This window comes from Microbulbifer variabilis ATCC 700307, from assembly GCF_000380565.1.
In the GTDB taxonomy this organism is placed as follows: domain Bacteria; phylum Pseudomonadota; class Gammaproteobacteria; order Pseudomonadales; family Cellvibrionaceae; genus Microbulbifer; species Microbulbifer variabilis.
On sequence record NZ_AQYJ01000026.1, the window covers coordinates 283967 to 298588 of the forward strand.

Sequence of the window (14622 nt, forward strand, 5' to 3'; positions counted from 1 at the left end):
GGAAGTGTACCGGGTTTGAATCCTGAGGGGATCACCACTCTCCGGTATTCTCCATTGATTGCCAGGGTTCCTGAGGCGCCAACGGCTCTCCATTTTGTAGTAGCTCTATCGAGATACCATCTGGAGAGCGAAAAAATGCCATATGTCCATCACGGGGAGGCCGGTTGATAGTCACGCCCGCATCCATCATCCGCTGGCAAACGGCATAGATATCATTAACTCCGTAAGCCAAATGGCCAAAATTGCGCCCGCCACCATAGGATTCCGGATCCCAGTTGTAGGTAAGCTCCAGCATAGGGGCCTTATTTTCCCTTGCGGCATCTACATCTTCCGGTGCAGCCAGATACACCAAAGTAAAGCGACCTTTGTCGTAATCGTTACGCGTTACAAGCTGTAGCCCTAACTTTTCACAGTAAAATTTTAAAGATTCTTCCAAGTCGGCCACGCGGACCATTGTATGCAGATACCTCACCCTCTACTCCTTCCTGCTATCAGGATCTAAAATCGCGGAATAATAAATAATTCAGCCTCGCGTGGCGAAAAGCAAATGTATAAGAAATTCTATCGAGCCTTTTCACAAGCCCCTAGCGGCAGCCCCTCTGCCATGTTGCATATGGCCTGCCACTCCCATCATTATTGGCCGGATATCACTCTGGAGGCGGTGCAACAATATTGGCACGATGCGGCACTGCTTGCCGACGATAAATGGGGACCCATTTTTCACGAGAAAATACCCGCCTGGCAAAATGCTGTCGCGCGCACACTACAAATTCCAGATGCCGGGCAAATCGCTATTGCCCCAAACACCCACGAATTGGTTTACCGCTTGATCAGCGCCCTGGATCCCGCCAAGCCACTGCGCATACTCACCACCGATAGCGAATTCTACAGCTTTGCACGCCAATTACAGCGACTCGAAGAATTGCCCCATGTGGAAGTAACGCGTATTCCAAAGACCCCCTATGCGACACTAGCCGAGCGCTTTGAGAGAGAGCTGCATACCCGGAACTACCAGCTGGCTTATGCCAGCCTGGTATTTTTTGATTCTGGCGTGGTATTCCCCGAGCTGCTACGTATTACTGAGCAAAAACCCGAGGAAACCGAGTTTGTTATTGATGGCTACCATGGTTTTTTTGCTCGCCCCATTGACCTGAGCAAGGTCGCAGATAAGGCCTTCTTTACTGCAGGCTCCTATAAATACCTAGGTGCCGGTGAAGGTCTGTGCTTTATGAGTATTCCATCCCGGTGTCGCTTGCGCCCGCTCAACACTGGCTGGTTTGCCGAAATGGCAGAACTTGAAAATCGCCCTGGAAGTGTCAATTACGGGGATAACTGGCTGCGTTTTGCCGGCGCCACTATGGACTATTCCTGCCTGTACAAGGGTCTTGCCATTTTCGATCTATTCCGACGCGAAGGTATCACCGTAGATAAAATCCACCGCTATGTCCTCAATGCCCAAAGCCGCTTCCTGAACACAATGGACAAAAACAGCCACCCGCTACTCAACCGGGAGCGCCTGATTCACCACGACCTGAAGGAGGGCCATGGCCACTTTTTCACGTTCGATTGCGGCACAACAGAAAACTCAGAAAAGCTACAAAAAGAGCTGAAAGCCCGAGCAGTCCTTTGCGACAGGCGCCAACATCTGCTGCGCCTGGGCTTTGCTATCTACCATGACGAAAATGAAACTTATCAGCAGGTTTTTGACTCTCCCTAAATAAATTCGCGGGCACCGTTCTGCTGATTAACATACCAAGCTAGCCAGCGGCCCGCTCAGCCTCTATTGATCCATACTCTAATCCATACTTTAGCGGGCGATATAATCTAGAAATAAGAGAGTCTGGACCTGATCATGAAGCTGCTTCTCCTCAACCCAAATACCACAGAATCTATGACGTCACTAATGGCGGGCGCCGCACAAAGGGTTGCATCTCCGCGCACCAAAATCGTAGCGACCACCGCCAAGATCGGCTTTCCTTATATTTCAAGCCGGGTCGAAGCCGAAATTATTGCTAGTGATATCCTCGAGACAATTGCTGAACACCACACACAGGTAGACGCAGTCATTATCTCTGCATTCGGGGATCCAGGTCTTATTGGTGCGCGTCAGTTATTCGACATTCCCGTGATCGGTGTTGCCGAGGCGGCAATGCTGACCGCTTGTGCGCTTGGCCAGCGCTTCTCGATAATCACATTTAGCGATAGTTTGGCGGACTGGTTTCGCGATGGTGTGCTGCGTGCCGGTCTCGAAAATCGCTTCACCGGCATTCGCCTACCTAGCGAGCGTTTCCAATCGATCGAAACCGTACAGGAAGAGCTTAGCGAAAGCTTGGTTCAGCTCGTAGAAGAAGCCGCATATACTGACCGGGCAGATGTCGCCATCCTCGCTGGAGGGCCGCTCGCCGGTCTTGCCACAAAGGTTTCTGGCAGACTGCCGATTCCTGTAGTCGATCCAGTCCCTGCCGCTGTCGTGCTAGCAGAGGGTCTTGTACGGCTCAACCCAGGCATTGCCCGCGCAGGTGGTTTCGCCCGTCCGCCCGCGAAAGACACATTGGGCCTCCCCGATAGCCTCGCCAGGCGAATAGAGCACACTGACTGAGCTTCTTCCAAGCCCTCCTTATAATAATCTCTACTCTCCCGACAGCTCTGACTCATAGAGTTACGGCGGCTGGATTTAGCCTGCCAGGTACAGCCTGCGATTGAGCATCCTAAAAACACATGCAGCCACGTGTTTCCAACAGATGTCGATACCTTCTTCTCCTGGGGTTTGTTATCTACCAAGAAAGATGAAACTTATCAGAAGCAATTTAGCTCTGATTAAGTTGGCAGCACTTTCCCGGCCAAGTGGCAAGCCAATATTGCCAAGCAGCTTGTCTACAGCTCCCCGATGATCCGTTATGCTGACCTTCTTGCTCAGCTGCGGTTCAGAAAGGCACTGATAGTATTTGGCGCCTAATGCATCGGAGTGATGCCAAATCCATAGCGATTGATAAGGAAAAATCATGAAGTTAGTAAAATTCTCGACAATCACAGTGCTTACTCTGCTTATCGCCGCTTGCGGAAATGGGCAGGCTCCCTCCGAACGGGGAACCCTGGTCTCTATTGCGGCTCACGGTGAAGCCAGCCAGATACCAGATGTAGCCAATATTTCCGTGGGCGTGGTAACAGAAGCCCAAGACAGCAAAAAGGCCATGAGTGATAACGCTGAACAAATGGAATCACTGATGGCGGCGATAAAGAAAGCGGGTATCGCCAAGAAAGATATCCAAACCAGCGGTATCAGCCTTTCTCCCCGCTATCGCTACCAACAAAATCAAACCCCGAAAATAGTGGGCTATACAGCGCGGAATACGGTGAGCGTTAAAGTGCGTAAACTGGATAAACTGGGCCAGGTACTGGACGGTTTGGCAGCTGCTGGAGCAAATCAAATTCACGGCCCAAGTTTTGAAATCGGCGAACCTGGCCCGGTCAAAGCGGAAGCCCGTGAAAAGGCCCTCTTAGATGCCCAGGAGCGAGCTACTATCTATGCAAAAGCCCTGGGAATGAAAGTTCGCAGAATTGTTAGTATTTCTGAAAATGGCAATGGCGGTATGCCCCGCCCGATGATGCTGCGCAGTGACATGGCGGTAAAGGAAAGCGCTTCAACCCCAATCTCTCCCGGTGAGACGACCCTTTCCGTAAATCTTGAGCTGGTATTCGAACTGGAAGACTAAGACAAGCTTTCCGGCTCCACCAATATTTTATGGGGCCGGAAATCTGTTCCCTTCAGCTCTCGCCCACACCCTCGATAAATACCTCAACTGCAGGTTCGCTGGGCTCCTTAAATACTTTGCCCCCTTTCATTACAAATTGCACCCGCTGCAATTCGGAAATATCCTCCAGGGGATTGCCCGCGACTGCGATAATATCGGCAATTTTACCCTCGCTGATGCTACCCAGTTCATCCTGTACCTGCAGAAGTTGAGCCGCATTCCACGTGGCCGAACGGATAGCGTCTGCTGGCGTCATACCACCTTGCACCATCAGTACAAACTCCCGAGCATTCTCTCCGTGCCTGGTGACCCCTGTATCGGTGCCAAAAGCAATTTTAACACCGCGCTTATAAGCTTTGGAAAAAGTATCCTGCATTAACGGGCCCATAGTTGCTGCCTTGGGGCGCACAATATCTGGCAGGAACCCTTCGATTGCGGATTTTTCAGTCACCCACTCCCCCGCCATGAGTGTCGGTACAAACCAGGTACTATTGCGCCGCATCAGGTCCATTACTTCTTCATCCATGTAGGTGCCGTGCTCAATTGAATCCACTCCAGCACGGATCGCACGTATCATCCCTTCCTTACCATGGGCATGCACCGCCACGGTAAAACCATAGTCCTTAGCCGCTGCAACAATGGCCTCAAGCTCATCCTGCATAAACTGTGGGTTCTGTCCGCTTTTGGCAACACTCAAGACACCACCGGTTGCAGTAATCTTGATTAGATCTGCACCATCTTTATAGCGCTGACGTATTGCCTTACGAGCAGAGATTGGGCCATCGACAACACCATCGACCGGGCCGGGATTACCAACCAGATCTTCACGGCGTCCATTTGTGGGGTCCGCATGGCCACCGGTGGTAGCAATTGACTTACCCGCAGTATAAATTCTCGGCCCCTCAATCGTGCCAGCTTCAATAGCCCGGCGCAGGCTCACGGTTACATTATCGTGATCACCAAGATTGCGTATAGTAGTAAAACCCGCTTGTAATGTGCGATTAGCTGCATCTACACTGCGCAGAGCAAAGTCTGCCGGATTCCAGGTATAGGACTCCACGTAAGCGCGAGGACCAAACTCATAAGTAAGATGGCTATGCATATCCATAAGCCCTGGCAATACGGTGTACTCGCGCAGATCTACCAGGGACTCCCTATCCCGCTTGGCAAATCCTTTTTGTACCGATTCAATCCGGCCATCCACCACATGAATGGTGCGATTTTCCAATAATTTTCCATTAGTGCTGTCGAACATTTTCCCCGCATAAATAGCGATACTCTCTGCAGATACCGGCAGGCTGAAGAATCCTACACAAACCGCCACGGCAGTGGCGGTGCGGCGAAAGAAGCTGTTTCTCTTGGCACTTGTGGTCATTGTCCTCACCAGTAAGTCTCTCTTAGATTTGAACTGTTTTTATTGGAAATCGTACAATTTACCGTAATCGCCAAGGCGAGAGGAAGCCCCTATGAAAATCTATGAGTTTGCGAGTGCACCCAATTGCCGCCGAGTTCGTATGTACTTGGCTGAAAAAGGCATTGATGTAGAGTTTGCTCCTGTGGATATTACAAAGGGGGAAAATCTCACCCCAGAATTTCGCAGCAAGGATATCAATAAAAAAGTACCGGTTTTGGAGTTGGACGATGGCGCCCACATTGCCGAATCTGTGGCTATCCAGCGTTACTTCGAGGAATTACACCCAACCCCTCCCCTTTTCGGGCGAAATGCTAAAGAAAAAGCCCTGGTGGAGATGTGGAATCGTCGCGCTGATTTTAATTTGATGTTCGCCGTTGGGATGTGCTTTCAGCATGTTTCCGGATTTTTTAAAGACCGTATGAATGTCTACCCAGAGTTTGGTGAGGATGCAGGTAAACGCGCCCTGAAGTTTATGAGCGTTTTAAACGATCACTTTTCCGATAGTGAATACCTGGTTGGCGACTATTTTTCAGTCGCGGACATCAGTATGGTTTGTAGTCTGGACTTCGGCAAAGTTCAAAATCTGCGCCCGAATGAAGAAAAGCACCCCCACCTGATTCGCTGGCGCGAGCAGCTCAAGAAGCGCCCCAGCTTTAAGGTATGACTGCAGCACACAACTAATTTCACTTCACAAAGATAAAGACTATCGCCCCATATAAATGCCGTGGGGCGAATTTATCGAGAAAGAACCTGAAATTACAACAGCATAGATCCCATTCAAACAAACAAGTCATCATCCGACTAATATTTAGGGTTACTCTAACAATTAAGCTTCTCTAGATTTCACCACCTTCAGGTCTCCATAAGTTACCATCAACAAATATAGAGGAAACGTCGCAAGTTCAGTCGGCAGATTATGGATAGAGTTTTCGACAAAATTAACTTGAACCCAGACATTGAAAATTGTAAGAGATTGCCCAATAAGATAGCAACTGTGAGGCTATGACTGTACGAAAACTTCCAATGTATTGAAATCTATTAAGAAACTCCTGAGGAGGGTGGCTACTAACAGAATTTGCCTAATACGCTCACCAAAAAAACCTATATTAAACCAATATCAGTAAGAGCATCCTTCAGTGCCTGCTGATTATCATCCAAAGACCAACCTAATATTGACTGACTTAGTTGTCCGTCGTGAAAGAAGTAAAACGCCGGTGTACCCAAATTAGCATCTAAGAAAGACCACGATGATGAATTATATATCAAGCCGACCGGTAATTTTGGATAAGTTTGCATCCAGTTTTTATGCTGCTCAACTTGCAGACTTCCGCCTGGCTGGGTAAGCCAAACAGAATGCTTAAAAAACATCTTTTTAAATTGTACATCATCACTAATATAATTTGCTGCAGCCCTGGAAAAACGACACCCAGGATTTGAAATAACTAAAATAAAAGGACCCTGTGAAGGAATCTCAAAAGCACGCTGCTTAAGCGACGAATTTTCAAATTCCAAAATAAATGGCTTTTCGAGCGCCAGGTCATTAACCCTGTTAATTTTAGGCAAATATTCCAAATAGTTTAATTTCTTTTCTTCAACCATACTCCTGGCTAATTCGAACTGCCCAGCGGCAACATAGGCTTTTTGCAAATCAGCATAATGCCGTTTCTTTACAAATTCTTTTCTTTCAAGAAACTCCAATAGCCTACGCAAATCACGGGTATAATTAACCTGAGGATCATAAAAATTGACAACCGTTACAGCTCTAAATAAATATTCTAGATCCAGCTGCCTTAGCTGCTGCTCACCAAGGTTAGCTATAATTGGTTTAAAATTCTCTAGATATAGACTCTCAGCTACCTCCCTTCTTTCCTTAATTGAGCCAAGCTCTACATTAGAATAAATTTCATTCAACTGATCGTAACGATCCTTGATAGAAGTGTTACTACTTGCCCATATCTCCACCACGCTTAAAAAGGGCAGCATAAACAGTATCATTACGGGTGTTTTTTTCATTATGATGTCCTAGCTTTATGATAATCCCTTCCGGCTCAGAAATCCGTTTTCGACTGCGTCTGATATATAGCCCTGAAAAAGGAAGCCTTTCAAAGACTGAGCGTGTGACACAACATTTAACACCTTTAAGAAAAGTTCATCCATAGAACCAAACCACCAATACATGGACACATAATTTAAATTACACTAAGGTGTTCTACCGAAATATATAGATTCTTAATTATTCCGGACAGGAAAACTAATTTTTCTATCTTCGCCTGTATACGCAATCAGCATCCTTCTACCAGCCAAGCACAACAATACTTTGGTAGTTTTATTATAAACTGTAATTTTCTTGCCCAGAACACCTAATTGGTTAAAGCAATGCAAACCTGTATCAAAATTCACCTTGCTACTATATTTCCGTGGAAATATGCACTCGAAGCTATTTTATTTAGCCACTGAAAGATCTTCAACAATGAATATCTCGTTAGCATAGATTGACTTTCGACCAACGCTAATTATCTATTGGCTACTGAACATCTAAAGTTAAGATGGCACTCGATTTAAAGCCATACTGTAATTCACAGTATTGTCATTACAATATTAGTCCAGTCCTGCCACCCTACTACCCGCCAAGATTCTTCCACAAAGATGCAGACAACTGGAACACTGATTTTCAAGTAGCAATAGCAGCCCTAGCCTTGAATCTATAGCAACACCGCCTTTGAACTGCACCTGTCAACATTCATGTGTTTTGACGTAGTTTTCGAACCTTTAGCCTGCTATAGCTTTTCTAGCAATCTACAGCAAAAATTGAACTCAGAAGGCAGGCCGATCCTATGACAGCTCCAGAGAAACTATCCTGCCCCAACCACTGGGCGAAGGCAGGATAAACCGTGTAGATTAGTAGCGTCCTAATAAGCTAGCTTTAAATCCGCAGATTAGGGATAATTACACGTCCGTGAATTGCACATAGAGCGCGCCTGCTTTGCACAATAACGAATCGGCCAGCCACCCATATCTACGTCAGACTTACAAGTATAATCTTCGACCCACTCCCAATTAAGAGAGAGTGCAGCTTCAGCTCGCTCTGTTATCGCTCTGTCTTTTTCTGATTCCACAGTTAAATTTTTCATCGCCAAGGTAAATGACTGCAAACCAAATAATTCAAGGATATCATGTACTTCTGTTGCTGTTGGCCCATATTCTAACATCCCGTAATCAAACCCAGCCAAACCCTTGTCGGTGAATTTTAAGCTGTTGATAAATAGCTCTCGCTCTATTTCTGGCAACTTCCCGAGGGGCGTCTTTTCCACTGGATTAGCCACCAGATAATGATTTAAGTCTGACTCACTTTTGATTGGAGCATTCAAGAATTCAACCTGCCTCTTTAAAGACAAAATTTCCTCTTGAAGCTTAAGGAGAGCACTGTTCTCTTGAGCACCTAAAGAAACATCCTTAGAAAATACCTGCTGAGAAAATACAACAAGCAAAAGTGCAAACGTTGTACCAATTAGCCTTAAATTTTTCATACTTCAATTCCTTTGAATAATCATATTTTTGCACCAAAGAAAAGTTAACAGTAACTTTTCCGGGCCGTAACTTACCAACCACATAAAAAAATGTAAAGGTTAATTATGTGCGAGACCTTCGCAAAAACTCAGCTTTACGATGGGTAATATTAAATTCCATCATGACAACCTTTCTAACAGATAGACTTATTTCCAGAACCCTCCCACCTACATACCAGCCGAACAATCATCGTAAACCATGTCGAACTTTTTATCGCAATCATATACTGGTGACAACCGGGAATTATCCATTTCAAACCTTAAGCTTTAACGGAACAGAAATTATGCTGGCTACGAATCCCATTATCTTTCCGCACAGCACCCCCCATAATTGGCACCCCAAAATTCACGAGGAACCATTTTAGCCACTTCCACCTAATTTATTTCAATTTCAGTAAAGCAGAACCCTCAAATCATACCTTTTTGTGAACTTCATTTTTATATCCGCCATGTACAAAATACCTCTTGCTTTGAGTCGATTTCGTAGCACACTAATAGGCGAAGTGAAATGAAAAACTCCTGGATATTCTAAACATAAAAGCTCTAGAATGATAAATATAAGCATCCTTCAAGCCCCCCTTACAGACTCACCCCCTTAATTTCACCATCACAAATTACTATTTAATTTAAGGTGCAAATGATGTTACCCAACCACGATAAAATTTATAGAAGACACTAGAGTTAAGCTAATTATAGGAATCAACAAGCAAGGGGACAGGGCTCTCAGATTGCGCTCCTAATTTGAATATGACCCCAACTATCTTAAGCTAGACACTCTAGGTAGGAAATTCCTCACAAGCCTTAGCATGTTGATGACGAGAAATAATCTTAAGCGCCATCAGAATTGAATTAGCGGCGCAAATCAAACTGAAGTGCAGACACAGAGCTTGACTACCATAAATAGAAAATAAGTACAGAAATTATTTTCAGGCCACTGCACAGAATCTAGCTTATTATTCCGTTAATTTTGCCAACCCCTGAAAGCCGTCCCTTAATAAACCTCAGACCCCCTCAACGCTTTAAATCAGCAATTCATAACTTCGCTGGATGGAAACTTAAATAACACCCTCGAATGACCCTCAACTAAATAGTATTTAGAGACAGCTAACTGGCCGCCCTTAGCATTTATCTCAATCTGGCAGGCTCAACTGAAAAGTTGGCTATTTTACTTTGCAAATACAACCTTAAACACCAACATCGTAACGAGATAAATTTTCCTGGAAAAATAGATCGTATCAATTTTGATTTAAGCAGCTTTCTCGTTCCGAACTTCAAAAAACAACTTGTATAACAATTGTACACCTTTAAAACCATCAAATGATTCATTTAAGAACCTTGTAATCGGACAATACATTCAAAAATGATAGACTTCTTACCTGAAGGACCAACTCGAAAATAGCAAAGTTTTAATTATCGACCTGTATATCAGTTGGACTCACTAGAAAGTTGGAGTATTATTGCTCCCCACAATATCATTGCCAGTGGCTTCATCTTTTAGCAAACCAGGAAATAGCATAACCAACCTTTGCATGCCCCTGGTTCTGGTTAATTAAAGACAGCTTGGATCTCAAACTGTTTTTTTCAAGAAGTAGTAGGATTCCTGATCGACAACAATGAAGCAAGTTAAAACAGGTCTGATAAACTATCCCAGAATGTATAATATGCTTTGACACAGGATTCACAATCATCCAGCCTGCGCGACCTTTCCGGGAAGGCAAATCCCTCTTTCAATTTGACAATCATTTCATTTATCAATGGTATGCAAATCAAATAATCGTGACACTCTTAATCAAAAGAGTTCTTTTGACAACTATATATACAGTTATTACTCTATTCTGAGGTAGAAAATTATCCCTTTTGCTTGGCAAGTGATCACCAAAGGTTTTCCCTGCCTCATGTGGGACTTATACGCTATCCTGCCACCCATACTTCCTGATTTTGCTCACTATTAATACCGACACCCTCAACAGGATTTATATTTATGAAAGCCCGCATTGTTGAATAATAACTCCAAGAGATGATCAGGGTCTTTAAACCATACAGTGCCCAACCAAAGGAACACATTGAAATTACGTGAATTAAAATACTATTTTTTCAGCAACTCCAACCCCAATTCGCACCCCCGTAAAAAATAGATATTATTTCCTTCTTCTATCCGCTTTCGAAATCAATAAGTGGTGATTTATACAGACTTTGATGTTAAACAGAAAATATATACACTTACCTCCGAAAAAATTAGATGAATGCCCATCCAGCAGCGGATTACTAGTAATCAAGTTAATCCGCCAGAGAAAGCTCGTGCCCCCAGGCTTTGCACATATCTATGTCAATAGGACTGTGACCAAGCTTAACATCTATAAGGTAACCGGCTGTGGAGAGGAGATTTTCAGCCCCTCCCAGAGCCAACAAAGAAGCTGACCGCCTGGAAAACTGCGCGTACGATACTATCCGCACCTTGAAAATGGACTGCATTCGTAGATATTGATATATCCCATGCTACCGTTGATTCACCCAGCCTTCCTCCAGAGTAGATGGGGGCGGCAGCATAACAACCAACCTAAGCAAGTTGAACAATAAGACTTATGAAACACCTGTAATGCAAAAAATAATTTATAGTAGCCTCTTAATACATCTAGAAGTTAAGGCACCCAAACTAACCCTACAGCTTCTGTTAAATTGTTTGGCATCAAAGCCGCGTAAAATCGATGGGCATTTATTCATTTCACAGGCTTTGGTTGAGCTCGCCCCCCATAACCATTCACTAATCGGTTCTAGCAGAGATATTTGAATTGCAAATCAAGCATTCAAGTACTTTTTTATCGTAGAAAGTTTTTAAATATGCGCTACAAACTCAGGTTGAAAAAGGCCATAAAAGGCCTTTTTCAAAAGTCTGATAAAGCCCTAATCCTTTGAAGGCAGAACTTCTACCGGGCCAATATCCAGCGCCTCTACTTCTCCCTTGATCTTATCCAGGTCTCCAACAATGACCCAGGTAAATTGCTCGGGGGCCAGGAATTCCTGTGCCGAAGCTTCAACTTTATCGGTATCAAGCGCGGCCACCCGCTGTGGGTACTCAGCGATATACTCCTCCGGCAGCCCCTTTTCTACCTGCCAATTAATACTGGAAAGCAATTGCCCCTTGGTTTGGAAGCGTGCACTCTGCTTGAGTACCTCATCATTTCGGTAATCTTCGAGCTCCTTCTCCGTAATTGGACGATCACTGAGATAATCCCGATACTCTTTCACCAACTCCTGTATTGCTGGTGCGGTTTTATCCGTTTGCACTGGCGCGAACAAAATGTAGGGACGCTGGCCTTCTGTATCCATAGAAACAGCGCGAGCTCCATATGACCAGTGCTTATCTTCACGCAGATTCATATTTACTCGGGAAGTAAATTTCCCTGCGATAATATTGGCCATTGCATCGAAGGCCTCAGCACCTTGGGGTTGCCAGGGAGGCATAACCAAACCGGCCATGATAAAACTCTGCTGCGCTCCTGGGCGATCCAGCAAATACACTCGGGCTTTTTCGGGACGCTCAACTTTAGCCACTTCAATTTTTGGTAATTCAGTTTTAGGTGCCTTCCAACCACCCAGTGTTTCGTTCAGTAATGGCTCAATTTCTTTTTCCGTTACATCCCCCACAACCGTCAGAGTGGCGTTATCCGGTCTCACCCAGGTTTTCTGGAAGTTCACCAGATCTTCCCGGGTTATTGACTTTATCCCCTCGGGCGTACCGGAACCGGTCAACGGTGAACCGTAGGGATGATCTGGACCAAACAGTAACGGCGGCAGCTCACGCAGAGCCAAGCCCTGGGGCTGTGCCTTTTCCTGGGCTATGGCATCCAAGCGGTTGGATTTTACCCTTTCAAGATCCGACTCAGGGAAACGGGGCTCAGTCACCACTTTGGCAAACAACTTCAAAGAGGGCTCCAACTGGGTCTTGAGGGCGCTCATACTGATGGAGTTGTAATCCAGTCCGCTCCCCCCGCCAATACTCACCCCAAGCTCCTCAGAGCGCGCACTAAACTCCAGACTGTCCAGGTCTCCAGCACCCTCATTTAACATTTGAGCAGTCACAGAGGCGAGACCAGGTTTATTCTGATCGGCAGAGGCCCCACTGCGGAACTGCAAGTTCATCAATACCACAGGCGTATCATGACGCTCCGCCAGAACCACCTTGAGGCCATTTTTCAATGTAAATTCGCGCTGCTTGGGCAACTCCAACTCTACATTCTTATCGACCTCTGGCAATTTGCTGCGGTCGGCACCCTCTGTGGCGGCGGTGTACTTTTTCTCGGGCTCAATGATCAGGGTATAGGAATCATCCTTTAGCCACTGCTTTGCCACATCCTGCACCTCAAGCGCGGAAACTTTGGCATAATCTTCCACACCTTTAAGCAGGGCCCCAGGATCCCCATAATAAAATTCAGAGCGGGCAAGAATATCGCTCTTGCCACCAAAGCCACCGGTTTTTTCCAGCCCCTTCACCAACCCGGCAAATTCTCCCTGCTTAACTCGGCGTAGCTCCTCTGCGCTCACCCCGTTTTTCGCAAATTCTCTCAATTCTTTATTCAAAAGTTTTTCAACTTTATCGAGGGACTGCCCAGGTTTCACATCGACAATAATCATCAACTGCCCAGCCAGCTGGCGCCCATAATAAAAAGCGCTCACACTCGTCGCTACTTGCTCATCCCGCACCAAGCGACGATAAAGTAGTGAATTTTTTCGGTTAGCCAACAAGGAGGTCATCAGCTCAAGTGCGTGCTCCTCATTACTACCTACCGCAGGAACATTCCAAACTTTGTAAATACGAGTTTGCGGCACCTGGTCTCGTACCACCTCCCGTTTTTTAACCTGGGTAGGCAGTTCCCAGTTTTTAATTCGCGGTTGTACTCCTGTGCTGGGTATATCGCCAAAATACTTGCGCGCCTTGTCCATAGCCTCATCAACACTGACATCGCCAGCAATTACCAAAGTGGCATTTGCCGGTTGGTAGTGATCTGCAAACCACTTTTTCACATCCTCCAGGCTGGCATTATCCAGGTCTTCCATTGATCCAATTGGCGTCCAGGAGTAAGGATGATCTGCCGGAAAAGTACTCTTGGCAATAATGTCGAAAGCCTTTCCATAGGGAGCATTCTCCCCCTGGCGCTTCTCGTTTTTTACCACTCCACGCTGTTCATCCAAAACTTCCTGGGTGATAGCGCCCTTGAAGTGGCCCATTCGGTCAGACTCCATCCACAGAGCCATATCCAGGGCACCTTTAGGCACAGTAGCAAAGTAGTTGGTGCGATCATTATTAGTGGTGCCATTCATATCCGTAGCACCTGAGCGCTGGAAAGGCTCGAAGTATTCACCTGGATAGTTCTCACTGCCGTTGAACATCAGGTGCTCAAACAGATGTGCGAAGCCAGTTTTGCCCTGCGGTTCATCCTTGGAGCCCACTTTGTACCAGATATTGGTGGAGACAACCGGGGCTTTGCGATCCTCGTGCACTATCACCGTCAACCCATTGGGCAGAACTTCTTTGTGATAGGGGATATCCAGCTCCGGCGGCGGTACATAGGCCTCTTTATCGGTGGCTGCTGCCTTGCTGCTGGCAGCGGCTTCTTTATCCACAGATAACGCATGGGGTGTATCGTCGACAGACTTGCCGCAACCGGCAAGACCTGCAGTGGCAATAACGACACTGATAAGTACTGGACGCAAGTCCATATTGTCACTCCCTCTTAATAACCGCGGCTTCAGGATGGCAAGTTTAGGCCAGGATTCACTCCTGATATCTGCTAAACCCTCAGCACATTCAAACAGTGGATCTGGCATCTTACCCGGTTGCCAGATCGATCGGACAAATATCAGACAAAAAAATGGGCACCGAAGTGCCCAA

General features: G+C 46.0%; 9 protein-coding genes. 4 read left to right on the top strand and 5 right to left on the bottom strand.

Going from position 1 to position 14622, the window contains the following annotated elements:
• Positions 1–31: 31 nt before the first annotated feature.
• The gene (locus G367_RS0112080) at positions 32–472 is read right to left on the bottom strand and encodes a VOC family protein (RefSeq protein WP_026305087.1); all 441 of its coding nucleotides are present in this window, start codon (positions 470–472) and stop codon (positions 32–34) included.
• A gap of 75 nt (positions 473–547) precedes the next feature.
• Here G367_RS0112080 and G367_RS0112085 point away from each other — a divergent pair, with 75 nt between their 5' ends.
• From G367_RS0112085 to G367_RS0112100, 3 genes are all read left to right on the top strand, one after another.
• A complete protein-coding gene (locus tag G367_RS0112085) occupies positions 548–1717 on the top strand; it encodes a hypothetical protein (RefSeq protein ID WP_020413390.1) in 1170 nt (389 codons plus the stop codon).
• Between the two features lie 135 nt (positions 1718–1852).
• Complete coding sequence (locus G367_RS0112090; protein WP_020413391.1) at positions 1853–2599, top strand: aspartate/glutamate racemase family protein; 747 nt, start codon at positions 1853–1855, stop codon at positions 2597–2599.
• Between the two features lie 403 nt (positions 2600–3002).
• Entirely contained in the window at positions 3003–3713 is a 711-nt protein-coding gene (locus G367_RS0112100) for an SIMPL domain-containing protein (protein WP_020413393.1), read from the top strand.
• Between the two features lie 52 nt (positions 3714–3765).
• Here the strand turns inward: G367_RS0112100 and G367_RS0112105 are convergent, their stop codons facing one another.
• On the bottom strand, positions 3766–5127 hold the full coding sequence (locus tag G367_RS0112105; RefSeq protein WP_020413394.1) for a metal-dependent hydrolase family protein: 1362 nt from the start codon (positions 5125–5127) through the stop codon (positions 3766–3768).
• Between the two features lie 91 nt (positions 5128–5218).
• On the opposite strand from G367_RS0112105, the gene G367_RS0112110 reads away from it, so the two are divergent.
• Positions 5219–5830: a glutathione S-transferase family protein gene (locus G367_RS0112110; RefSeq protein WP_020413395.1), complete on the top strand. Its 612-nt coding sequence runs from the start codon at positions 5219–5221 to the stop codon at positions 5828–5830.
• Between the two features lie 437 nt (positions 5831–6267).
• On the opposite strand, the gene G367_RS0112115 is transcribed toward G367_RS0112110, so the two are convergent.
• From G367_RS0112115 to G367_RS0112130, 3 genes are all read right to left on the bottom strand, one after another.
• Positions 6268–7179 carry a hypothetical protein gene (locus G367_RS0112115; RefSeq protein WP_020413396.1) on the bottom strand — a complete coding sequence of 304 codons (912 nt, stop codon included), beginning with the start codon at positions 7177–7179 and terminating at the stop codon, positions 6268–6270.
• A gap of 923 nt (positions 7180–8102) precedes the next feature.
• Positions 8103–8693 carry a hypothetical protein gene (locus G367_RS0112120; RefSeq protein ID WP_020413397.1) on the bottom strand — a complete coding sequence of 197 codons (591 nt, stop codon included), beginning with the start codon at positions 8691–8693 and terminating at the stop codon, positions 8103–8105.
• 2940 nt (positions 8694–11633) lie between these two features.
• Positions 11634–14450 carry a M16 family metallopeptidase gene (locus tag G367_RS0112130; protein WP_026305088.1) on the bottom strand — a complete coding sequence of 939 codons (2817 nt, stop codon included), beginning with the start codon at positions 14448–14450 and terminating at the stop codon, positions 11634–11636.
• Positions 14451–14622: the final 172 nt, after the last annotated feature.

Excerpts from the sequence above, each read along its gene's own strand:
- G367_RS0112085 (WP_020413390.1), top strand. The coding sequence starts at position 548 with ATGTATAAGAAATTCTATCGAGCCTTTTCACAAGCCCCTAGCGGCAGC.
- G367_RS0112090 (WP_020413391.1), top strand. The coding sequence starts at position 1,853 with ATGAAGCTGCTTCTCCTCAACCCAAATACCACAGAATCTATGACGTCA.
- G367_RS0112100 (WP_020413393.1), top strand. The coding sequence starts at position 3,003 with ATGAAGTTAGTAAAATTCTCGACAATCACAGTGCTTACTCTGCTTATC.
- G367_RS0112105 (WP_020413394.1), bottom strand. The coding sequence starts at position 5,127 with ATGACCACAAGTGCCAAGAGAAACAGCTTCTTTCGCCGCACCGCCACT.
- G367_RS0112110 (WP_020413395.1), top strand. The coding sequence starts at position 5,219 with ATGAAAATCTATGAGTTTGCGAGTGCACCCAATTGCCGCCGAGTTCGT.
- G367_RS0112115 (WP_020413396.1), bottom strand. The coding sequence starts at position 7,179 with ATGAAAAAAACACCCGTAATGATACTGTTTATGCTGCCCTTTTTAAGC.
- G367_RS0112120 (WP_020413397.1), bottom strand. The coding sequence starts at position 8,693 with ATGAAAAATTTAAGGCTAATTGGTACAACGTTTGCACTTTTGCTTGTT.
- G367_RS0112130 (WP_026305088.1), bottom strand. The coding sequence starts at position 14,450 with ATGGACTTGCGTCCAGTACTTATCAGTGTCGTTATTGCCACTGCAGGT.